This is a genomic window from Streptomyces purpurascens (assembly GCF_045040895.1).
Taxonomy (GTDB): Bacteria; Actinomycetota; Actinomycetes; order Streptomycetales; family Streptomycetaceae; genus Streptomyces; species Streptomyces purpurascens.
Genome location: NZ_CP108341.1, coordinates 2526753 through 2548196, shown reverse-complemented (window position 1 = coordinate 2548196; position 21444 = coordinate 2526753). Strand labels below are relative to the sequence as shown.

The 21444-nt window shown below is 70.7% G+C and carries 21 protein-coding genes and 1 riboswitch; of the genes, 12 read left to right on the top strand and 9 right to left on the bottom strand.

The window, feature by feature from the left end:
• Positions 1-50: 50 nt before the first annotated feature.
• Positions 51-1310: an Ig-like domain-containing protein gene (locus OHU35_RS11665; RefSeq protein ID WP_189729199.1), complete on the top strand. Its 1260-nt coding sequence runs from the start codon at positions 51-53 to the stop codon at positions 1308-1310.
• A 93-nt stretch (positions 1311-1403) separates the two neighbouring features.
• On the opposite strand, the gene OHU35_RS11660 is transcribed toward OHU35_RS11665, so the two are convergent.
• On the bottom strand, positions 1404-1805 hold the full coding sequence (locus tag OHU35_RS11660; protein ID WP_189729197.1) for a response regulator transcription factor: 402 nt from the start codon (positions 1803-1805) through the stop codon (positions 1404-1406).
• A 145-nt stretch (positions 1806-1950) separates the two neighbouring features.
• Here OHU35_RS11660 and OHU35_RS11655 point away from each other — a divergent pair, with 145 nt between their 5' ends.
• The 6 genes from OHU35_RS11655 to OHU35_RS11630 all read left to right on the top strand — a co-directional run bounded on the left by OHU35_RS11655 (position 1951) and on the right by OHU35_RS11630 (position 9034).
• A complete protein-coding gene (locus tag OHU35_RS11655) occupies positions 1951-2571 on the top strand; it encodes a heme-copper oxidase subunit III (protein ID WP_184596414.1) in 621 nt (206 codons plus the stop codon).
• An 81-nt stretch (positions 2572-2652) separates the two neighbouring features.
• Complete coding sequence (locus tag OHU35_RS11650) at positions 2653-3465, top strand: c-type cytochrome (protein ID WP_184596416.1); 813 nt, start codon at positions 2653-2655, stop codon at positions 3463-3465.
• Positions 3462-4532, top strand: a complete 1071-nt coding sequence (locus OHU35_RS11645; protein WP_189729195.1) for a ubiquinol-cytochrome c reductase iron-sulfur subunit — start codon at positions 3462-3464, stop codon at positions 4530-4532. The genes OHU35_RS11650 and OHU35_RS11645 overlap by 4 nt, the downstream gene beginning before the upstream one ends.
• Positions 4529-6151 carry a cytochrome bc complex cytochrome b subunit gene (locus OHU35_RS11640; RefSeq protein ID WP_189729193.1) on the top strand — a complete coding sequence of 541 codons (1623 nt, stop codon included), beginning with the start codon at positions 4529-4531 and terminating at the stop codon, positions 6149-6151. The genes OHU35_RS11645 and OHU35_RS11640 overlap by 4 nt, the downstream gene beginning before the upstream one ends.
• Before the next feature lie 125 nt (positions 6152-6276).
• Positions 6277-7341 carry an anthranilate phosphoribosyltransferase gene (gene trpD, locus OHU35_RS11635; RefSeq protein WP_189729191.1) on the top strand — a complete coding sequence of 355 codons (1065 nt, stop codon included), beginning with the start codon at positions 6277-6279 and terminating at the stop codon, positions 7339-7341.
• Between the two features lie 74 nt (positions 7342-7415).
• A riboswitch (SAM riboswitch) is annotated at positions 7416-7532 on the top strand.
• Positions 7533-7666: 134 nt separating this feature from the next.
• Positions 7667-9034, top strand: a complete 1368-nt coding sequence (locus OHU35_RS11630) for an aminotransferase class V-fold PLP-dependent enzyme (RefSeq protein WP_189729189.1) — start codon at positions 7667-7669, stop codon at positions 9032-9034.
• Here OHU35_RS11630 and OHU35_RS11625 read toward each other — a convergent pair.
• The 7 genes from OHU35_RS11625 to OHU35_RS11595 form a co-directional block, all read right to left on the bottom strand.
• Positions 8989-10182 carry a glycerate kinase gene (locus OHU35_RS11625; protein WP_189729187.1) on the bottom strand — a complete coding sequence of 398 codons (1194 nt, stop codon included), beginning with the start codon at positions 10180-10182 and terminating at the stop codon, positions 8989-8991. The two genes, OHU35_RS11630 and OHU35_RS11625, sit on opposite strands and share 46 nt — an antisense overlap.
• A 9-nt stretch (positions 10183-10191) precedes the next feature.
• Positions 10192-11607 carry an SLC13 family permease gene (locus OHU35_RS11620; protein WP_189729185.1) on the bottom strand — a complete coding sequence of 472 codons (1416 nt, stop codon included), beginning with the start codon at positions 11605-11607 and terminating at the stop codon, positions 10192-10194.
• Between the two features lie 136 nt (positions 11608-11743).
• Positions 11744-12403 carry a response regulator transcription factor gene (locus tag OHU35_RS11615; RefSeq protein WP_062926395.1) on the bottom strand — a complete coding sequence of 220 codons (660 nt, stop codon included), beginning with the start codon at positions 12401-12403 and terminating at the stop codon, positions 11744-11746.
• Positions 12400-13911, bottom strand: coding sequence for an ATP-binding protein (locus OHU35_RS11610; protein ID WP_189729183.1), 1512 nt, complete (start codon positions 13909-13911; stop codon positions 12400-12402). Before OHU35_RS11610 ends, OHU35_RS11615 begins: the two co-directional genes overlap by 4 nt.
• On the bottom strand, positions 13841-14167 hold the full coding sequence (locus tag OHU35_RS11605; RefSeq protein ID WP_189729181.1) for a small secreted hydrophilic protein: 327 nt from the start codon (positions 14165-14167) through the stop codon (positions 13841-13843). Before OHU35_RS11605 ends, OHU35_RS11610 begins: the two co-directional genes overlap by 71 nt.
• Before the next feature lie 103 nt (positions 14168-14270).
• On the bottom strand, positions 14271-14552 hold the full coding sequence (locus OHU35_RS11600; protein ID WP_097216160.1) for an Lrp/AsnC family transcriptional regulator: 282 nt from the start codon (positions 14550-14552) through the stop codon (positions 14271-14273).
• Positions 14549-15301 carry a rhomboid family intramembrane serine protease gene (locus OHU35_RS11595; RefSeq protein WP_189729179.1) on the bottom strand — a complete coding sequence of 251 codons (753 nt, stop codon included), beginning with the start codon at positions 15299-15301 and terminating at the stop codon, positions 14549-14551. The genes OHU35_RS11600 and OHU35_RS11595 overlap by 4 nt, the downstream gene beginning before the upstream one ends.
• A 159-nt stretch (positions 15302-15460) precedes the next feature.
• Here OHU35_RS11595 and OHU35_RS11590 point away from each other — a divergent pair, with 159 nt between their 5' ends.
• The 5 genes from OHU35_RS11590 to OHU35_RS11570 all read left to right on the top strand — a co-directional run bounded on the left by OHU35_RS11590 (position 15461) and on the right by OHU35_RS11570 (position 20810).
• Entirely contained in the window at positions 15461-15700 is a 240-nt protein-coding gene (locus OHU35_RS11590; protein ID WP_184596435.1) for a hypothetical protein, read from the top strand.
• 37 nt (positions 15701-15737) lie between these two features.
• Entirely contained in the window at positions 15738-17087 is a 1350-nt protein-coding gene (locus OHU35_RS11585; protein ID WP_189729177.1) for an NYN domain-containing protein, read from the top strand.
• A 248-nt stretch (positions 17088-17335) separates the two neighbouring features.
• Positions 17336-18376, top strand: coding sequence for a C40 family peptidase (locus OHU35_RS11580; protein WP_189729175.1), 1041 nt, complete (start codon positions 17336-17338; stop codon positions 18374-18376).
• Between the two features lie 202 nt (positions 18377-18578).
• Positions 18579-19592: an NlpC/P60 family protein gene (locus tag OHU35_RS11575; RefSeq protein ID WP_359895465.1), complete on the top strand. Its 1014-nt coding sequence runs from the start codon at positions 18579-18581 to the stop codon at positions 19590-19592.
• Positions 19593-19625: 33 nt separating this feature from the next.
• Positions 19626-20810 carry a hypothetical protein gene (locus OHU35_RS11570; RefSeq protein ID WP_189729171.1) on the top strand — a complete coding sequence of 395 codons (1185 nt, stop codon included), beginning with the start codon at positions 19626-19628 and terminating at the stop codon, positions 20808-20810.
• Here the strand turns inward: OHU35_RS11570 and OHU35_RS11565 are convergent.
• Positions 20798-21328: a PadR family transcriptional regulator gene (locus OHU35_RS11565; protein WP_189729169.1), complete on the bottom strand. Its 531-nt coding sequence runs from the start codon at positions 21326-21328 to the stop codon at positions 20798-20800. The genes OHU35_RS11570 and OHU35_RS11565 overlap by 13 nt on opposite strands.
• Positions 21329-21444 lie beyond the last annotated feature (116 nt).

Here is a 21444-nt window from a genome sequence, read left to right as displayed (position 1 = left end):
TACGAGTCTCTCGGCGTGCCGCTGTTGACGGGTCTTCCTAGCGTGAGGTCATGAGCCACACAGCGATATGCAGGCCCCGCACCGTCGTCAGTTGCACGCTGCTGGTGATAGCCCTCTGCGCGGGCGTCACTGCCTGCGGCTCGGACGGCAACCCGCTCTCCCACCGCCCCTACGACGCGGCGGACCAGATCTCCTTCAACGGCCCCTCCGAGGGCCGTGAGAAGGCCGACCCGGACAAGCCCCTGGAAGTGGTCGCCGAGGACTCCGACGGGCGCATCACGGACGTCACGGCCCACGACGCCGCCGGACGCTACCTGGCGGGCGAACTGGCCGCCGACGGCAGCCGCTGGCACAGCACCGCACCGCTCGCCGCCAACGCCGGCTACACGGTCCGTGTGAGCACCGAGGACGAGGACGGGGCGCCCGGCCGCAAGGTCCTCACCTTCGACACCGGCAAGCCCACCACCAAGAAGCGCCTGGACGTCGCCTTCGGCCCCAAGAAGGGCACCTACGGCGTCGGCCAGCCCGTCACCGCCGAGCTGAGCCGGCCCGTCAAGGACAGGGCCCAGCGGGCCGTCGTCGAACGCGCGCTCAAGGTCTCCTCCATGCCCGCGGTGGACGGCGCCTGGCACTGGGTGGACGACAAGAAGCTCCACTACCGCCCGAAGGACTACTGGCCCGCACAGGCCACCGTCCAGGTCCGCAGCAACCTCGAGGGCATCAAGATCGGCGACCGTCTGTGGGGCGGCGGCAAGGCCAAGCCGCTGACGATCAGCACCGCCGACAAGCTCATAGCCGTCACGGACGCCTCGGCCCACCAGATGACGGTCTACAAGAACGACGAGATCATCCGCCAGATACCGGTGACCACGGGCATGCCCGGCTACGACACCCGCAACGGCGTCAAGGTCGTCCTGGCCAAGGAGGGCACCGTCCGCATGACCAGCGCCAGCATCGGCGCCTCGGACTTCTACGACCTGATCGTCCACCACTCCGTCCGCGTCACCAACAGCGGCGAGTACGTCCACGCCGCCCCCTGGTCGGTCGGCTCCCAGGGAGCCGCCAACGTCAGCCACGGCTGCACCGGCATGAGCACCGAGAACGCCGCGTGGTTCTACGACACCGTACGCGAGGGTGACATCGTCAAGGTCATCAACTCCGGCGGCGACACCATGGCCCCCTTCGGCAACGGCTTCGGCGACTGGAACCTCGACTGGCAGAAGTGGCGCACGGGCAGCGCCCTCCTGGGCGGCACCCCAGACGGCCCGGCAGCGGCCGACAGGGCCCGACTGCGCCCACAGAGCGTCTGAACGCCCTCAGGGGCTCGTCCCCAGGGGCGCGGGGAACTGCGCGACAAGCCACAACCCACCCGCACCCGCCACACAACCGGTCGAACCGAGCCCCTAGGCGTTCAAGGCCTTCTTCTCCCGCAGCAAAGCAGCCAGCGCCGCCGCGAACTCCACCGGCTCCACCGGCAAGGTCACCGCCGACTCCGCGCGACTCCAGGTCGCCAGCCACGCGTCCTGCGGCCGCCCGATCAGCACCAGCACCGGCGGGCAGTCGAACACCTCGTCCTTGATCTGCCGGCAGAGCCCCATGCCCCCCATCGGCACGGCCTCACCGTCCAGCACACAGACATCGACCCCACCCCGGTCCAGTTCCTTGAGCACCGCGGCCGGAGTCGCGCACTCCAGGAACTCCACCACAGGGACGTCCGGCGCCGGCCGCCGTCCCGTGGCGAGCCGCACCTGCTCGCGGGTGTTGGAGTCGTCGCTGTAGACCAGCACCGTGGCGGTCGGCTGCATTGTTCCTCCGTGACGTCAGCGTCGTAAGGACAGGCCCGATGGGCGGGATGCTACTCCCTTGAACACCACGTCAACACCGGTACGACAGGCAGAGACACTCCGAACGGCACCCCCCGGAGTGAGGGCGGGATAAGCGACCGACATAATGTCGGTCGTGGCGACAGCAACGACAGCAGAAACCGGGCACGCGCACCCGTCGGTCAACCGGCCGAACCTCACCAGCGTCGGAACCATCATCTGGTTGAGTTCCGAGCTGATGTTCTTCGCGGCCCTCTTCGCGATGTACTTCACCCTGCGATCGGTGACGGGTCCCGATCACTGGAAGGAGATGGCTGCCCATCTCAACTTCCCGTTCTCGGCGACGAACACCACCATCCTGGTGCTCTCCTCGCTCACCTGCCAGCTCGGCGTCTTCGCCGCCGAGCGCGGTGATGTGAAGAAGCTCCGGATGTGGTTCATCGTCACCTTCGTGATGGGTGCGATCTTCATCGGCGGTCAGGTCTTCGAGTACACGGAGCTGGTCAAGGACGCGGGCCTGTCCCTGTCCTCCGACCCCTACGGCTCGGTGTTCTACCTGACCACCGGCTTCCACGGCCTGCACGTGACGGGCGGTCTCATCGCCTTCCTGCTGGTCCTCGGCCGGACCTACGCCGCCAGCAGGTTCACCCATGAGCAGGCGACCGCCGCGATCGTCGTGTCCTACTACTGGCACTTCGTCGATGTCGTCTGGATCGGTCTCTTCGCCACGATCTACATGATCAAGTAGCAGGGCCCGCATCCACGCGTGCTCGACGAAGCACGCATCCCAGAAGCATCGACGCAGAAGATCCTGACACCGGGGTAATCCGTGAAAAAGCTCTCCGCACGACGACGCCACCCGCTGGCGGCGCTCGTCGTCCTACTCCTCGCGCTGGCATGCACCGGGGGGCTGTATGCCGTGTTCGCACCGACGAGCCCGGCGAAGGCCGACGAAACCGCCCAGTCCCTCACCATCGAGGAGGGCAAGAAGCTCTACTCGGTCGGTTGCGCCAGTTGCCACGGCACCGGCGGTCAGGGCACCTCCGACGGGCCGAGCCTGGTGGGTGTGGGCGCCGCGGCCGTCGACTTCCAGGTGGGCACGGGCCGCATGCCGGCCGCCACCTCGCAGGGCCCGCAGGTCCCGGCGAAGAAGAACATCTACTCGCAGGCCGAGATCGACCAGCTCGCGGCGTACATCGCCTCGCTGGGTGCCGGTCCGTCCGTCCCGACGGAGGAGCAGTACGGCCCCGAGGGTGCCGACATCGCCAAGGGCGGTGAGCTGTTCCGCACCAACTGCGCGCAGTGCCACAACTTCACCGGCAAGGGCGGTGCGCTGACACACGGCAAGTACGCGCCGACCCTCGAGGGCGTCTCCGCGAAGCACCTCTACGAGGCCATGCAGACCGGCCCGCAGAACATGCCGTCCTTCCCCGACACCACGCTGTCGGAGAAGAACAAGAAGGACATCATCGCTTACCTCGACGCGGTCAACAGCGACAAGACCGAGAGCCCCGGCGGCCTCGAGCTCGGCGGCCTCGGGCCGGTCAGCGAGGGCCTGTTCGGCTGGATCTTCGGTCTCGGCGGACTGATCGCCGTCGCCGTGTGGGTCGCCGCCCGGACCGCAAAGGCCAAGAAGTCATGAGTAGCCAAGACATTCCAGAAGAGAACCTGCCCGCCGAGCACGCGGGACGTGACGAGCACGGGCACGACGCGATCAGCGTCCCGGACGACAAGCACCCGTTCGCCGACCCGGGCCTGCCTCCCCACGAGCACCGGGTCCAGGACGTCGACGAGCGGGCCGCCAAGCGGTCCGAGCGTTCGGTCGCCCTGCTGTTCACGGTGTCGATGCTGGCCACCGTCGCCTTCATCGCCGCGTTCGTGGCGATCCCGGTCGACAAGTCGGTCTTCATCTTCCCGCTGGGTCACATCAGCGCGCTGAACTTCGCGCTGGGCATGACGCTCGGCATCGCGCTGTTCTGCATCGGCGCGGGCGCCGTCCACTGGGCGCGCACCCTGATGTCCGACGTGGAGGTCGCCGACGAGCGGCACGCGATCGCGGCGACGCCCGAGGTCCGCGAGAAGGTCTTCGCGGACTTCAAGCAGGGCGCCAAGGAGTCCGCGCTCGGCCGCCGCAAGCTGATCCGCAACACCATGCTCGGCGCGCTCACGCTGGTGCCGCTCTCCGGTGTCGTGCTGCTGCGCGACCTCGGCCCGCTGCCCGGCACCAAGCTCCGCCACACGCTGTGGTCCAAGGGCAAGCTGCTCGTCAACATGAACACCAACGAGCCGCTGCGTCCGTCCGACGTCGCGGTCGGCTCGCTGACCTTCGCCAAGCCCGAGGGCCTGGAGGAGCACGACCACGAGTTCCAGAACGAGATCGCCAAGGCCGCCCTGATGATCGTCCGGATCCAGCCGGAGAACATCAAGGACAAGCGCGAGCTCGAGTGGTCGCACGAGGGCATCGTCGCGTACTCGAAGATCTGCACCCACGTCGGTTGCCCGATCTCCCTGTACGAGCAGCAGACGCACCACGTGCTCTGCCCCTGCCACCAGTCCACCTTCGACCTCTCCGACGGTGCCCGAGTGATCTTCGGTCCCGCTGGTCACGCCCTGCCGCAGCTCCGCATCGGCGTGAACGACGAGGGCTACCTCGAGGCGCTCGGCGACTTCGAAGAGCCCGTCGGCCCTGCTTTCTGGGAGCGCGGATGAGCACTGCACAAGAACGCCGCAAGGCGCCCGCGGGTGAGCGGGTCGCCGACTGGGCCGACGGCCGCCTCGGGATCTACTCCCTGGCCAAGGCCAACATGCGCAAGATCTTCCCGGACCACTGGTCCTTCATGCTGGGTGAGATCTGCCTCTACAGCTTCATCATCATCATCCTCACGGGTGTGTATCTGACGCTGTTCTTCCACCCGTCGATGAACGAGGTGGAGTACCACGGCAGTTACGTCCCGCTCCAGGGGCAGCTGATGTCGGAGGCGTTCGCCTCCACCCTGGACATCAGCTTCGACGTCCGCGGCGGTCTGCTGATCCGGCAGATCCACCACTGGGCGGCGATCATCTTCCTCGCCGGCATGTTCGTGCACATGATGCGCGTCTTCTTCACCGGCGCGTTCCGCAAGCCGCGTGAGATCAACTGGATGTTCGGCTTCCTGCTGTTCGTCCTGGGCATGTTCACCGGTTTCACCGGCTACTCGCTCCCGGACGACCTGCTGTCCGGCACCGGTGTCCGCTTCACGCAGGGCGCGATCCTGTCCGTGCCGATCGTGGGCACGTACATCTCGATGTTCCTGTTCGGCGGGGAGTTCCCGGGCACCGACTTCGTCGCCCGGTTCTACTCGATCCACATCCTGCTGCTGCCGGGCATCATGCTCGGGCTCGTGGTCGGCCACCTGATCCTGGTCTTCTACCACAAGCACACCCAGTTCGCGGGTCCCGGACGGACCAACAAGAACGTCGTCGGCATGCCGCTGCTGCCGGTCTACATGGCCAAGGCCGGAGGCTTCTTCTTCCTGGTCTTCGGTGTCATCGCGGCCCTCGCCGGCATCGCGACGATCAACCCGATCTGGGTTCTGGGCCCCTACCGTCCCGACCAGGTGTCGACCGGTGCCCAGCCCGACTGGTACATGGGCTTCGCCGAGGGTCTGATCCGTGCGATGCCGGGCTGGGAGGTCAACTTCTGGGGCCACACGCTCGTCCTGGGCGTGTTCATCCCGCTGGTGCTCTTCGGTGTCTTCCTCGGGATCATCGCCCTCTACCCGTTCATCGAGTCGTGGGTCACCGGGGACAAGCGCGAGCACCACATCCTGGACCGGCCGCGCAACGCCCCGACCCGCACGGGTGTCGGTGTCGCCTGGGTCACCGGCTACATCATCATGCTGATCGGCGGTGGCAACGACATCGTCGCCACGCACTTCCATCTGTCGATCAACACGGTCACCTGGTTCGTCCGCATCGGGTTCTTCCTCGGACCGGTCATCGCGTTCATCGTCACCAAGCGCATCTGCCTCGGCCTGCAGCGCCGGGACAAGGAGAAGGTGCTGCACGGCCGCGAGTCGGGCATCATCAAGCGCCTGCCGCACGGTGAGTTCATCGAGGTGCACGAGCCGCTCAGCCAGGAGCAGATGTACACGCTCACCGCGCACGAGCAGTACCAGCCGGCCGAGATCGGTCCGACGACCGACGAGAACGGTGTCGAGCGCAAGGTGAAGGGCTCCGAGAAGCTGCGCGCCAAGCTCAGCGAGTCCTACTACGGCGAGGGGGCCCAGATCCCCAAGCCCACCGCCGAGGAGTACCGGGAGATCACGAGCGGCCACGGCCACCACTGATCGCTGCTTCGCCACGCCACAGAAGGGCCTCGTCCGGTGTTCGGACGGGGCCCTTCGTGGTGCCCGGGGCTGGATAGGGTGGGACCACTGCTTTTACGTGACGTACGACGACCCAGGAGCGGCTGATGAGCGCTGTGACCCCCGCTGGAGGCGACACCGCGGCGGGCCGCTCCTGGCCCGCCCTGCTGAACGGCCTGCTGGACGGCAGGCACCTGAGCGCGGACGACACCGCCTGGGCGATGAACCTGATCATGCGCGGCGAGGCGACCGAGGCGCAGATCGCGGGCTTCGTGGTGGCCCTGCGGGCCAAGGGCGAGACCGTCGAGGAGATCAAAGGCCTCGTCCGGACGATGTACGAGCACGCGAACGTGATCGAGGTGCCCGGGGCGACGGTCGACATCGTCGGCACGGGCGGTGACGGCGCCAAGACGGTCAACATCTCCACGATGTCCTCGATCGTCGTCGCCGGCACGGGCGCGAAGGTCGTCAAGCACGGCAGCCGGGCCGCGTCCTCGGCGTCCGGGGCCTCCGACGTGCTGGAGAAGCTCGGGGTCAATCTGGAGCTGCCGCTGCACCGGGTCGCGGAGGTCGCCGAGGAGGCCGGGATCACCTTCTGCTTCGCGGTGAAGTTCCACCCGGCCCTGCGCCACGCGGGCGCGGCACGCGGCCAGCTGGGCATCCGTACGGTGTTCAACGCGCTCGGCCCGCTGACCAACCCGGCCCGGGTGCGGTCCCAGGCCGTCGGTGTGGCGGACCCGCGCATGGCTCCGATCGTCGCGGGCGTCTTCGCCGAGCGCGGCAACTCGTCCCTGGTCTTCCGGGGCGACGACGGCCTGGACGAACTGACCACCACGGCCACGTCCCGGGTGTGGATCGTCCGGGACGGCACGGTGCGAGAGGAGGCCTTCGACCCGCGCGACGTGGGCCTCGAACTGGTCCCCGTGGAGGCCCTGCGCGGCGCGGACGCCTCCTACAACGCCGAGGTCGCCCGCCGCCTGCTGGAGGGCGAGACCGGGCCGGTCCGCGACGCGGTCCTGCTGAACTCGGCGGCCGCGCTGGTGGCGCTGGAGCCCACGGCGGCACCCCTGGCCGACCAGATCCGTGCCGGGATGGCGAAGGCGGCGGAGTCGATCGACTCGGGGGCGGCGAAGCGGACCCTGGAGCGCTGGGTGGCCGCGAGCAACATCTAGCGGATCCCGTACGGCGTCCCGCGATCCGGACTCGGGTTGCGGGACGCCGATCTTTTCGCGTACTTTCCTGACCAGGTCATGAGTGACAGTCATGAGGCCCCGGCCGACTGTCCGGCAACCCTCCGTCCGTGGCGGGGTGCCCCGGGTGAAGACCAGGCCGCAGGCAGCGAGGTCTGTGGCAAGCGCGTGACGAGGAGTTTCTCGTGAACCAGCGAATGCGATAGGGCCGCAGAGCCCCGCCTCCGCATCCCTCTCCACTTTCACCCCCGCTTGTAGCCCTATGTGCTCGCGGGCGGATTCCACCTGCCTTCACGGGAGTTCACCCATGTCCGTCTCCGCTGTTGCCGCCGACCAGTCCGTTTGTGCCTCGCTGCCCGTTCTGGGCCGGGATGTCACCGTGCCGCTCGTGACCGGGGGCGAGGTCACCTACGCCGCGCTCGACTACGCCGCCAGCGCCCCGGCGCTCCAGCGCGTCTGGGACGACGTCGCCGCCTACGCGCCGTACTACGGCAGCGTCCACCGCGGTGCCGGGTACCTGTCCCAGCTGTCGACCGACCTCTTCGAGAACGCCCGGCGGACCGTCGCGGAGTTCCTCGACTGCCGGGACGGCGACCAGGTGGTGTTCACCCGGTCCACCACCGACTCCCTGAACCTCCTCGCCGCCGCGCTCCCGGCCGACTGCCAGGTCTTCGTCTTCGAGACCGAGCACCACGCCTCCCTGCTGCCGTGGCGGAACGCGCGCGTCACCTACCTCGACGCCCCGAGCAGCCCGCGGCAGGCCGTCGAGACCCTGGAGCGCGCCCTCGCCGACCGGGAGCCTTACGGGCCGGCCCTCGTCTGCGTCACCGGTGCCTCGAACGTCACCGGCGAGCTGTGGCCCGTACGGGAGCTCGCGGCGGCCGCGCACGCCCATGGCGCCCGGATCGTGCTGGACGCCGCCCAGCTGGCCCCGCACCACCCGGTGTCCGTCGCGGACCTCGACGTCGACTGGGTCGCCTTCTCCGGGCACAAGCTGTACGCGCCCTTCGGCTCCGGTGTCCTGGCCGGCCGGGCCGACTGGCTGCGTGAGGCGGACCCCTACCTCGCGGGCGGCGGTGCCTCGCGGAAGGTGGCGCGGCGTACGGACGGCGGCGTCGACGTGGAGTGGCACGACAGTGCCGCCCGTCACGAGGCCGGCTCCCCGAACGTCATCGGCGCCTACTCCATCGCCTCCGCCTGCGCGGCGCTCACCGAGGCCGGGTTCGACAACCTGGTCGCGCGCGAGCAGTACCTGATCGAGAAGGTGCGTACGGGCCTCGCCGAGGTGCCGGAGGTCCGGATCCTCTCCCTCTTCGGTGACGACGCCCCGCGCGTCGGCGTCATCTCCTTCGTCGTCGAGGGCTGGAACAGCTCCCACTTCGCCGCCGCCCTCTCCGCCGAGTACGGCATCGGGGTGCGGGACGGGCTGTTCTGCGCCCACCCCCTCCTGCGGACGCTGCTGGGCAGCGACCCGCAGACCCAGGGCGAGTGCGGGGCACCGGAGGCGGCTCCCGGAGAGAAGTCCCTCAACGCCATCCGGGTGAGCTTCGGCGCGGGCACGCCCGACGAGCACGTCGAGCGGTTCGTCGACGCCGTCAAGGAGCTGGTCCAGGACGGCGCGCGGTGGAACTACCGCACGGAGGACGGCCGTTGCGTCCCGGACACCTCCGCGTGAGCCGGTAGCCGGGCGCCCAGCAGGATCATTCCCAGGGCGCGTTCGGTCGCGTCCGTGAGGAGCTCGGAGGCCCGCACCAGGGCCTCCGCCAGGGCCATAGGAGCCGGCAGGATGCCGCTGAACGCGTCCACGCCCGGCACCTCGTGCGCGCCCTCGCCGAGCGTGCCCGCCAGGGCCAGCACCGGGCGGCCGTGGAGCTTGGCCCGGCGGGCCACCTCGGCCGGGACCTTGCAGCGCGGTGTCTGGTGGTCCAGGGCGCCCTCGGCGGTGACGACCAGGTCGGCGCGGGCCAGCCGGGCGTCCAGGTCGAGATGGTCCAGCAGCACGTCGAAGCGGGGGAGGAGCCGGGCGCCCAGGGCGGCGAGGCCGGCTCCCAGGCCGCCGGAGGCCCCGGTTCCGGGACCGTGGCGGAGGTTCGTGTCCGGGACGGCGACATCGCGGGTGAGGACGAACGCCCAGTTCTCCAGGCCGGCCGACAGTTCCTCGACCTGGGCGGGCGTCGCGCCCTTCTGCGGGCCGAAGACCCGGGCGACGCCCCGCTCGCCGCACAGCACGTTGTAGGGGTTGCAGGCGACGAGGAGCTCCACGTCCGCGAGGCGGGTGTCCAGGCCCCGCGGATCGATGCGGTGCAGACGCGCCAACGCGGCTCCTCCGTACGGAAGTTCCCGGCCCTCCTCGTCCAGGAGCCGGGCCCCGAGCGCCTGGAGCGCGCCCGCGCCGCCGTCCGAGGTGCCCGAGTCGCCGCAGCCGACGAGGATCCGCCCGACGCCCCGGTCGAGCGCGGAGCGGATCAGTTCGCCGACACCGTACGTGGTGGTGGCGCCCGGGTCGCGCAGGTCGCGCGGGACGAGGGAGAGGCCCGCGACCGCCGCCATCTCCACCACCGCCGTGTCACCTGAGCCCAGCAGGGCGAAGTGGGCGCCGATGGTCTCCCCGACGGGGCCGGTGGCGGGCACGGTGACGAGCCGGCCGCCGGTCGCGGCGGCCAGGGCGACGGCCGTGCCCTCGCCGCCGTCCACCAGCGGAACCAGGTCGATCTCGGCGTCGGGCAGGACACGGCGGACACCCGCGGCGATGGCGTCGGCCGCCGCCTCGGCAGACAGGGACTCCTTGAAACCGCTGGGGGCTACGACGACACGGGTCAGCATGAGGGCTCCTTAACGGGTGACGGACACGCCGAGCAGCGGCCACACCGCGACGGCGAAGAGCAGGACGAGCGCGGCGGTCAGCGGGGCCAGGAACGCGGACAGCCGCAGCAGGTCGCGCGGGGTGTAGGTGGGCGTGCCGGGGATCTGCGCGAAGAGCGTGACCGGCTTGGCCGAGGCGGGCAGGGTGTGGCAGAAGCCCGCGGCGGCGGTGGAGGCGAGCGCGGCCGCGACCGGGTTGACGCCGACGCCGACCGCGGCGGCCACGACCAGCGGGACCAGGACCGACGAACGGGCCGAGCGGGACTGCAGGACCAGATGGGCCGCCGTACTGACGGCGATCACGATCGCCAGGAACATCACCGGGTGCTGGCCCGTCGGCAGCCCCGAGACCAGCCACTTCGCCGCTCCCGAGTCGGCGAGCGCGACGCCCATCGCCATCGTCGCCGCCATGAACAGCAGCAGCGACCAGGGGACGGTCTTCAGCGCGTCCTTCAGACGGACGGTGCCGAGAGCGGGGGAGGAGGCGATGACGGCGCCGATCAGCGCGACCAGGGCGGGCGGCACCCGGTGCAGCGGCTCACTGCACCACAGCAGCACCACCGTGGCGAGGAGCAGGGTGCAGCGCTTCTCGGCCTGGCTCCAGGGGCCGGTCACCGACTGCTCGCTGTGCTCCTGGATCTGCTCCGGGGTGATGCTGACCGGGCCGCGGCGGTCGGCCCGCCGGGTCGTCGTCAGCATCACCAGCTCGGCGGCCAGATGGGACGAGGCCACGGCCAGCGGCAGACCCAGCAGCAGCCACTCCGTGAAGCCGATGTGCTGCCCGGTCGTCTCCCACAGCACCGACACGGTGATCAGATGCGCACCCGCACCGATCAGAGTCGCCACCGCCGACAGAAGGATCACGGTCGGAAACAGCAGCGCCAGCATCACGACCAGTCGCTTCCGGTCGGCGAGGACCTTCGCGAGGGCCAGGAACACCGGCAGCGCGAGCGCGGCCCGGCCCGAGGTGGCGGGCACCGCGAACGCCGTGACGACCAGGGCGGCCGTCGTCAGGTGCACGAGCTGCCGTACGGTGCGTGCCCCGCTGACCAGGAACACCGCCGCCCGGCCCGCGAGCCCGGTCCGGCTCACCGCGGCCGCCAGCACGAACGCGCAGATCAGCAGCCACACCGTGGCGTCGCCGAGCGTGCCGAACAGGGTGTCGCTGCTGATCACCCCGGTCACCGTGAGCGCGAGCCCGGCGCCCAGCGCGATGTAGGTGTCGTCGATCGACGTCCCGATCCAGGCACAGGTCGCGAACACGAACACGGCGAGCGTGAAACGGGCGTCGCCGCCGAGTCCCGGGAAGTTCGTGGGTATCGCGAGCAGCGCGCACAACGACAGCGCCACGCACAGGACGGTGGTGGAGCGCGGATTCAGGGTCACGCCACAAACGGTCGGCGAGAGCGGTGAGCCCTCCATGAGCCTTGCATGAAGGAGTTTTCACATGTCCCTCAGGGGCGCGGGGAACCGCGCGAACAACCACGGCGAACCCGCACCCGGCAACGGCGCCCACGCGGCACTACGGCAACCGGTACCCCATCCCCCGCACCGTCTCCACCCGCTCCGCCCCCAGCTTCTTCCGCAGCGTCCGCACGTACACGTCCACGATGTTGGACCCCGGATCGAAGTCGTATCCCCACACATGCGACAGGATCTGCTCCCGGGACAGCACCTGCCCCGGATGCCGCAGGAACAGCTCCAGCAACACGAACTCACGAGCCGTCAGGTCAACCGTCCGCTCCCCGGACCGCGCACGCCTGGTACGGAGATCGAGGCTCAGGGAGCCCGACCGAAGCACCGTCACCTCCGGCGCCCGCGCCGCCGTACGGAGCCTCAGCCGTACCCGGGCGAGCAGCTCCTCGAAGCGGAACGGCTTGGTCATCCAGTCGTCGGCGCCGCCCTCCAGGCCGGCCACCGTGTCCCGTACGGAGTCCCGCGCGGTCAGCACGATCACCGGCACCGACACCCGCGCCTCGCGCAGCTCGCGCAGGATCGTGAAGCCGTCCCGGCCGGGCAGCCCGATGTCCAGGACGACGAGGTCGAAGCCGCCGGTCAGGGCGTACTCGTAGCCCGCGTCGCCGTCGGTGACGACGGTCGTGGTGAAGCCGTTGGAGCGCAGGCCCTTCTCCACGAAGGAGGCGATGCGCTCCTCGTCCTCGACGATGAGGATGCGGTTCACGGGGAGTCCCCTTCCGGTGCCCGGGGTGCGTGCAGAACGAGGGCGAAGCCGGCGCCGCCACCGGGCGTGCCGTAGAGCCGCACCCGGCCCCGGTGGCCCTCGGCGATCGCCTTGACGATGGACAGCCCGAGTCCGGCGCCGGAGCCCCGGGTGCCGCGGCGGGCCGTGCCGCGCCGGAAGCGTTCGAAGATCACCTCGGCGTCCTGGGGCTGCACACCGGGCCCGGAGTCGGCGACGTACAGCTCCAGGTCCGGGCCGTCGGTGCGGGAGCCGATGCGGATGGTCTGGCCGGTCGTGGTGTGCTGCACGGCGTTCTGCGCGAGCTGCACCATCGCCTGGGTGATCCGCTGCGGATCCAGCTCGGCCTCCAGGTCGGCGACCCCGTCGAGCCGCCAGTCGCGTTCGCCCAGGGTGCGGGCCTTGACGTAGACGTCGGCGGTGAGTTCGGCGACCTGGACCGGCTCTGGGGTGACGAAGTCGGGGCGTTCGGCCTTGGCGAGCAGCAGCAGGTCCTCGACGATGCGGCTCATCCGGTCCAGCTCGTCGGTGACCAGCCGGACCGTCTCCTCGCGTTCGGCCGGGTCGTCGCCCATCAGCTCCAGATGGCCGCGCACGATGGTGATGGGCGTACGCAGTTCGTGCCCCGCGTCGTCGACGAACTCGCGCTGGGCGGCGAAGGCCCGCTCCAGCCGGTCGAGCATGCCGTTGAACGTCTCGGCGAGAGCGGCTATGTCGTCGTTGCCGTGCACCGGGATCCGCCGGGTGAGGCCCTGCTCGGTGAGCTGGGCCGCCGCGGTGCGCACCACCCGCACCGGTTTGAGGATCCGCCCGGCGACCGCCCAGGCGATGCCGACGGTCAGCAGCAGGGCGACCCCGGAGATGACGAGCAGCGTGCGGAACATGTCGTTCACCCGGGCCCGCTCGCGTTCCGGGTGGAAGGCGACGACGAACGCGGCGTCCGGCGCCCGGCCCTGCCGGGCCACGGTGACCTTGGCCCAGCGGATCTCGCCCTGAGGCCGCCGGAGCACCCCGGAGGAGTCGGGCGAGTCGAAGACGGCGCGCTTGGCGCCGGGATCCCGGTGCAGGGGCAGGGCGACGGGCAGGTCGTGCTGCTGGCGGATCTGCCGGGGGCCGCTCCCCGCCCGGCCGACCAGGCCGATCAGCTCCTCGTCCGCGTCGGGGTACTGCCGTTCCAGGAACACCGTCAGCAGCCGGTTCGCGTCGGTGAACGGGCGGCCGGTCTGCGGATCCCCGCCCCGTTCCTCGAAGTTGGCGAACTCGCCGGTCTCCTGGGTGAGCAGGCGGTTGATCCGGTTGTCGACGTCCCGCAGCAGGAAGGAGCGGGTGGTCATGGCCACCGAGGCGAGCGCGACCGCCATCACGAGCAGCAGCCAGAGCAGGATGCGGACCCGGGCGGAGACGCGCCGCCGGCCGGGGTCAGTTGTCGGAGCCGGGTCCGTCGTCGCCCGGTCCGTCGTCTCCGTTGCCCTGGCCGCGGTCGTCGTCATCGTCGTCACTCGCTGAGCTGTCGGTCACCGGGGGCCGCGAGACGACCTCGTCGCCCGGCGTGGCGGCGGGCGGCGTGGGCTTCGAGGCGGGCGTGAGCGTGGAGGTGGGCGTGGGCGAGCGGTTGTCCAGCTCCACCTGCTGGGAGGGGACCTTGGGCGACTGGGGACTGTCCGCGAGGGCGTAGCTGGTCGCGGCGATGCCCAGCGGGATCAGCACGACGGCGGACAGGGCCGCCATCCGGCGAGAGAAAACCATGTGCCCGATCCTGCGGACGGAACCCGGGGAGCGGGATGAAGCGCGGATGAAGAACTCTTCATCCGGAATCCCGGGTCCGGCGTGCCGTGTCCGGAACCGGTCCTCAGTTGTCCAGCCCGATGGAGAACGCCGCCTCCAGGTCGTGCTGCGAGTACGTACGGAACGCCACGTGCGTGTCCGTGCCCTCCACGCCGGGGATCTTGCTGATCCGGCCGGGGATGACCTCGGCGAGGTCCTCGTGCTGCTTCACCCGGACCATAGCGATGAGGTCGTAGGTGCCGGTGACGGAGAAGACCTCGCTGACGCTGTCCAGCGCCGCGATCGACTCCGCGATCTCGGGGATCCGGTCCACGCTGGTCTTGATGAGGACGATCGCGGTGATCACGGCTGGTTCTCTCCCTCGGGGGCCGGAGCAGGGGCGGTCTTCACTCTAGTGGGGCCGGTGGGACGGCCGTAGCGGACCGAGGCGTAGCAGAAGCCCAGACCGAAGCCGATCAGGTGGGCGAGGTAGGCCACCCCGGGCCCGTCCGAGGCCCGCCCCGCCGCCAGCCACTGCAGTGCCGCCCAGAACGGCAGCACGACCCAGGCCGGGAAGCGCACCGGCAGGAAGAAGAGGAACGGCAGGAGACTGGTCACCCGGGCACGGGGGAACAGGTACAGGAACGCGCCGAGGACCGCCGAGATCGCCCCGGAGGCACCGACCAGGGGCTGCTCGGAGTCCGCGTTGGCGACGGCGTACCCGAGCAGGGCCAGGTAGCCGCAGCCGACGTAGAACAGGGTGAACTGCACCCGCCCCATCCGTTCCTCGGTCATCGCCCCGAAGACGTAGAGGAAGAGCATGTTGCCGAGCAGGTGCACCCAGGTGCCGTGGACGAAGAGCGCTGTCGCCGGGGTGAGCGCCGACCCGGGGGATCCCTCGAACAGTTCTGCGGGGATCACGCCCCAGTGCCGGAAGTAGGCCCGCTGCGCGGCGAGCAGATCGTCGCCCGAGCCGTACGCCGGGCCGATGCCCGAGGCGGGCCCGGCCAGGAAGACCGTGCAGCACAGGGCGATCAGTGCGTACGTCACCGGCGACGACGACCCCCTGATCGATCCGCTCACCCGGCCGATCGACGCGCTCCACTTGCTGATCATGGATACAGAGCATGACGTAACCGGACGCAACCGCACAGACCGCCTCGCCGCCGTGGACACGCAGGCGACGAGGACCCAGCAGGCCGTAGGGTTACGAGCCACACGCACCGGGGAAGCCGGTGGCGTCACGGACACTAGAAGGAAAGAGAACAGGCCACGATGACGGTTCCCCTGCCGACCGCCGAGACGCGGTGGCGCTGCACCCTCTGCGGCAACCTCACGCGCTTCGACGTGACCCGCTCGTCGAAGGTCGTCGAGTACGTCCACCTCGACCTTGCCGGAGAGGCGAAGGTCGAGGAGCGCGAGGTGCTCAGTGAGACCATCGAGTCGGTGCGCTGCCGCTGGTGCAACGCGGTGGACCAGGTGGAACTCGTGGACAGGCCGGGCGCCGGCTCCTGACGGGAGCGGGCCCCGCACAGGCATTGGGGTGTGACGGATGGCGGAGACCACAGGCGGGGGGCCGGGCGACGGCGCCGCCGAGGTGCTCGACCGTCCGCTGCCCGACGGCGTGCGACGCAAGGTCGTCCAGATCGTCTCCGACGGCTTTGGATCGCTGACGGTCGGCGAGCTGCCCGCACAGCTCAGGCAGTACGCCCGGTTCGCCCCGAACCGCAGGGCCAAGTTCGCCGGCAACGCCATGGCCTCCGCGCTGGAGACCGACCCGCTCTTCCGGCAGCGCATCGGGGAGAAGCTCAGAGAGGCCCAGCCGGAACTCGCCGGCGCCCTCGACTCAGGCTCCCCGCCCCCGGCCGCGGACCCGCTCGACGTGGCGGCCGCGGCCTACGTACTGCGGCCGACCGACTGGGTGAAGCTGGTGACCGCCGCCGGCGAGGAGGCCCAGCGGGCCGACGCCGAGCGCGCCGACGAGGAGAGCCGGGCCGAGCTGGAGCGGCTGCGCGCCGAGCTGGCCCGGGCCCGTGACCACACCAGGGCCGAGACCGAGCGGCTGCGCACGGAGCTGGAATCGGCCAAGAGGGAATCCGAGTCGCTGCACCGCAAGCTCCGCGCCGCCCTCAGTGACGTCAAGCGCGGCGAGGCCGCCCTGCGCAAGGCGCACGGCGAGATGGAGGCCGTCCGCGCCGAGGGGCACGCCCAGGTGTCCGCCGCCGAGAGCGAGACCCGGCGGCTCAAGGCCCGGCTGGGGGAGACCGAGGCGGCCCTGGAGGCCACGCGCCGGGCGGCCCGCGAGGGCCGCAGCGTCGAGGACATGCGGGTGCGGCTGCTGCTGGACACCCTGCTGGACGCCACCCAGGGGCTCCGGCGTGAACTGGCCCTGCCGCCGGTGTCGGTGCGGCCCGCCGAGACCGTGGACGCCGTCGAACCGGGCCGGATGAGCCCGAAGGACATCGCCGCCCGCGCGCTCTCCGAGGACGATCCGCAGGTCCTCGACCAGCTGCTGGCGCTGCCGCAGGCCCATCTGGTCGTCGACGGCTACAACGTCACCAAGACCGGCTATCCGCAGATGCCGCTGGAGAAGCAGCGCCTCAGGCTGCTGGGGCAGCTCTCGCAACTGGCGGCGCAGAGCGGCGCCGAGGTGACGTGCGTCTTCGACGGGGCCGAACTGGCCGCGCCGGTCCTGCTGGCGCCGCCGCGCGGGGTACGGGTGCTGTTCTCGAAGCCGGGCGTCACCGCCGACGAGCTCATCCGTCAACTTGTGCGCGCCGAACCACCCGGAAGGCCGGTCATCGTGGCGTCCACCGACCGGGAGGTCGCCGACGGGGTGGCCCGGGCCGGCGCCCGGCCCGTGGCCTCGGCGATGCTCCTCAAGCGCCTTTCGCGGGCCTAGGCGCCGTAAGGGCGATGCGTAACGTCCGGGCGTGATGCCCGAATTGGTGAGACCTGTGGGCCACGTTAAGTCAAGTGAGTCTCACCGCCTGTGAGTCCAGGGGAAAAGTTGGCTCACTGTGACGCAATTTTTCATCTGAGGATTTGAACTGATCACAGGAAGGTCACTAGGGTCAGGCTCCGAAACCTCCGCTCGGGTGATCGCTCATCGGGAGAGACGGCGGAGGGGGCAGAAGGAGCTTTTCACCCGTGGCGTCCCACCGTCGTCCGAAGCAGCCGAGCCGCGCACGTGTGACCGTGCTGACCACCGCCGCCGCCGCTGCCGTCGCTTTCAGCTCGCAGGCCGCCAACGCGGCCCCCAGCGAGAAGCCGAGCAAGGACGAGGTCAAGGCGAAGGTCGACAAGCTCTACGAAGAGGCGGAGCAGGCCACCGAGAAGTACAACGGGGCCAAGGAGAAGCAGGAGAAGCTCCAGAAGGAGATCTCCACCATCCAGGACAACGTCGCCCGCGGCCAGGAGGAGCTCAACGAGCTGCGCGACAGCCTGGGCCTCGCGGCCGCGTCGCAGTACCGCACCGGCTCCATCGACCCCTCGGTCCAGCTCTTCCTCTCCTCGAACCCGGACGACTACCTCGACAAGGCCTCCACGCTCGACCAGTTGAGCAGCCAGCAGGTCGAGGCGCTGAAGAAGGTCCAGGAGAAGCAGCGCGAACTCGCCCAGGAGCGCGCCGAGGCCTCCGAGAAGCTCAAGGACCTCGCCTCCACCCGCACCGAACTCGGCAAGAAGAAGAAGGAAGTCCAGGGCAAGCTCGGCTCCGCGCAGAAGCTGCTCAACAGCCTCACCGCCGCCGAGAAGCAGGCGCTCGCCGCCCAGCAGGACCGCGCCAGCCGGGACAGCGAGCGCGACGCCCTCACCGGCAACGTCCCGCCCGGCTCGGGCCGGGCCGCCGCGGCCTACGCCTTCGCCCAGAGCCAGCTCGGCAAGCCCTACGTCTACGGCGCCACCGGCACGAGCTCCTACGACTGCTCCGGCCTCACCTCCCGGGCCTACGCGGCGGCCGGCATCCAGATCCCGCGTACCTCCGAGGCGCAGTCCCAGATCGGCACCAGGATCTCCTCGGTCAGCCAGCTCAAGGTCGGCGACCTGGTCTTCTTCTTCAACGACCTGCACCACGTCGGCCTCTACGCCGGCAACGGGCAGATCATCCACGCCCCGCGCACCGGAACGGTCGTCCGCTACGAGTCGATGGACACCATCGGCGGCCCGTTCATGTTCGGCGTCCGCGTCTGACGAACGGCCCCCTCCCGAGGACACCGTGTCCGCCGTTCGGGGGAATCACCACAGTCTCGAGTAAGCCCACGCCCCGCCGGTGACCTGCGTCAGCGGCGGGGCGTCGTGCCGCGTACCCACGGATGGTCGTTGGCTGCCTCCCGTCCCGGGGCTACTGTCTGCCGCGTTTCCAAGTCCGTCAGCGGAAGGAGAGCGGCTTCCCGTGGGGTCCCATCGCCGACTTGCACCGTCCGGGTTCGACCGGGGCGCCGGTGCCGCGGTCGGTTTCCTGTCCGTCGCGGCCACCGCCCTGTGCGCGGTACCGGCCGCGTCCGCACCGTACGACGACACCCGGGCCGAGGTGGACCGCCTCTACGAGCAGGCCGAGAAGGCCACCGAGGCCTACAACAAGGCCGACGAGCGCGCCGACGAGCTGCGCGAGGAGGCCGGTACCGCCCGGGACCGGATCGCCCGGCAGCAGCAGCGCATCAACTCCATGCGGGATGCGCTCGGTTCGCTGGCCGGCGCCCAGTACCGCTCGGGGGGACTCGACCCGTCCCTCGCCCTGCTGTTCTCCGACGACCCGGAGGACTACCTCGACAGGGCCGCCCGGCTGGACCGCGTCACCGCCCACCAGGCCGGTGAGCTGAAGGACCTCCAGGACGCCATGCGCGAACTCGCCCAGGACCGCGAGGAGGCCGCCGGGAAGCTCCGCGAACTGGAGAAGAGCCGCAAGACGGTCGCCGTCCACAAGAAGTCCGTCGAGCGGAAGCTCGCCACGGCCCGGCGGCTGCTCAACTCCCTGCCGGAGGCCGAGCGCGCCGCCTACGAGCGGGCCTCCCGCTCCGGCCGCGGCGACCTGCCCTACCTCGGGAACGCCACCCCGGCCTCGGGACGCGGGGCGGCCGCCGTCGCCGCCGCCCGCAGCGTGGTCGGCAGGCCCTACGTCTGGGGCGCCAACGGCCCCTCCGGCTTCGACTGTTCGGGCCTGACGCAGTGGTCGTACGCGCAGGCCGGCGTGTCCCTGCCGCGCACCTCACAGGCCCAGCGGTACGCCGGCCGGCAGGTCCCGCTGTCCGAGGCGCGCCCCGGTGACCTGGTCGTCTACCGGGACGACGCCAGCCATGTCGGGATGTACATGGGCAACGGCCAGGTCATCCACGCGCCCTACCCCGGCGCACCCGTGCGCTACGACCCGGTCGGGATGATGCCCGTCTCCTCGGTCACCAGGGTCTGACCGGCGCGGCCCGGCGCCCGTACGATCGGGAACGTGGCTGGTCGAAGGTCGGGGTCCGCGGTGGTGGCGCTCGTCGTGCTGCTCGTCGCCCTGGTCGGGTGCGGCGGGCGGTCCGCCGCCGACAGTGCCACGGCCGACGTCCAGCGGCTCCTGGACCGGCGGGCCGCGGCCGTCCTCGACCGCGACGCGCGGGCCTACGAACGGACGGGCACGGGGGTGGATTTCGCCCGCCTGCGCGCGGTGCCCCTGGCCGCCTGGTCGTACCGCGTGACCGAGCTGCGCCGCACCGGTGACACCGCCACCGCCGACGCCGAACTGCGCTACCGCGTCGCCGGGTACGACCGGGCGCCGGTGACCGCGGGCCGCACCCTGCGGCTGAGCCGGGACGCGGACGGGCGGTGGTCCGTGGACGCCGACCGGCCCGCGAGGAAGTCAGCGCAGCAACTGTGGGACCAGGGGGCGGTGCAGGCCGTCCGGGGCGCCCGCAGCCTCGTCCTCGGCGTCGGGCAGTCCGGCCGGTCGCTGCGCGACTTCGCGGACCTGGCCGACCGAGCGGTGCCCGCCGTGTCCGAGGCGTGGGGCACGGACTGGTCCCGGCACGTCGTCGTGCTCGTGCCGAAGTCCCTGGAGGGGATGGCGGGGCTGCTCGGCTCGCCCGCCTCCTCCTATCGGGGGATCGCGGCGGTCACCACCGGGGAGACGGGCGCTCCGGCCCGGGCACCGGCGGACCGGATCATCGTCAACCCGGACGCCTTCGCGCTCCTCGGCGGCCTCGGCGAGCAGGTCGTCGTCACCCACGAGACCACCCATGTCGCCACCCGCGCCCACACCGGTGCCGCCACACCCCTCTGGCTGTCCGAGGGGTACGCCGACTGGGTCGGCTACCGCGCCACCGGCCGCATCCCCTCCGAGGCCGCGCCGGAGCTGTCCCGGGCGGTGAGCCAGGGGCAGCTCCCGCAGGCGCTGCCGGAGGACGAGGACTTCGGCTTCACCGGCGACGCGAGCCGCCTGGCCCGGGCCTACGAGAGCGGCTGGACGGCGTGCCGGCTGATCGCCGACCGCTGGGGCGAGTCCCGGCTGGGCGAGTTCTACCGGGCTGTCGGGGAGCACCGGAAGCGGGCCGGGGCGGTGGCGGAGGCGATGCGGGAGGTGCTGGGGACGACACCGGAGGCCTTCACGCAGGAGTGGCAGGAGTATCTGCGGGCTCAGCTCGGCTGATCGAGCAGCGCGACGGTCTCCCGCAGCCAGGCCCGTTCCGCCTCGCCCGTCGCGCGCGCGACCCGGAGCATGCCCTGGCGGAACACGTCGTCCGCCTCCTCGGCACGGACCGGCTTGCCGGACGCGTAGAAGAAGCTCGTCGGGGTCTCCAGGAAGTCCAGCCGGCGGCGCAGCACCGCGGCCTGCTCGCGCCGGTCGGGCAGGTGGCGCAGGAACGCCAGGACCGTGTTGAAACGGACGTGGTCGGTGATCTCGGTCTGCTTCGGCCGGCGCAGCCGCTCCAGCAGTTCCTCGCGGCCCCGGTCGGTGAGGGCGAGGATCCGGCGCGGGGCCGCGCTCGCGCCCGGCTCGGTGTGCTGGTCGAGCAGGCCCGCCCCGACCAGGCGTGTGATCGCCGGGTAGAGGGCGCCGTCGCTCACCGGCCGGACATGGCCGGTCAGCGCCTTGATGCGCTCCTTGAGCTCATAGCCGTGCAGGGGCTCCTCGGCCAGGAAGCCGAGGATCGACAGCTCCAGCATGGTCCTCCTTCGGTCCTCCTTGCGGGTGACGTGTGAGGCATGCTACCTCTTAACGAGTTACCTCGAATCGAGATAGCTCTTACAGAGGTAGCTCGTATCGAGGGTCATGAGGGCTC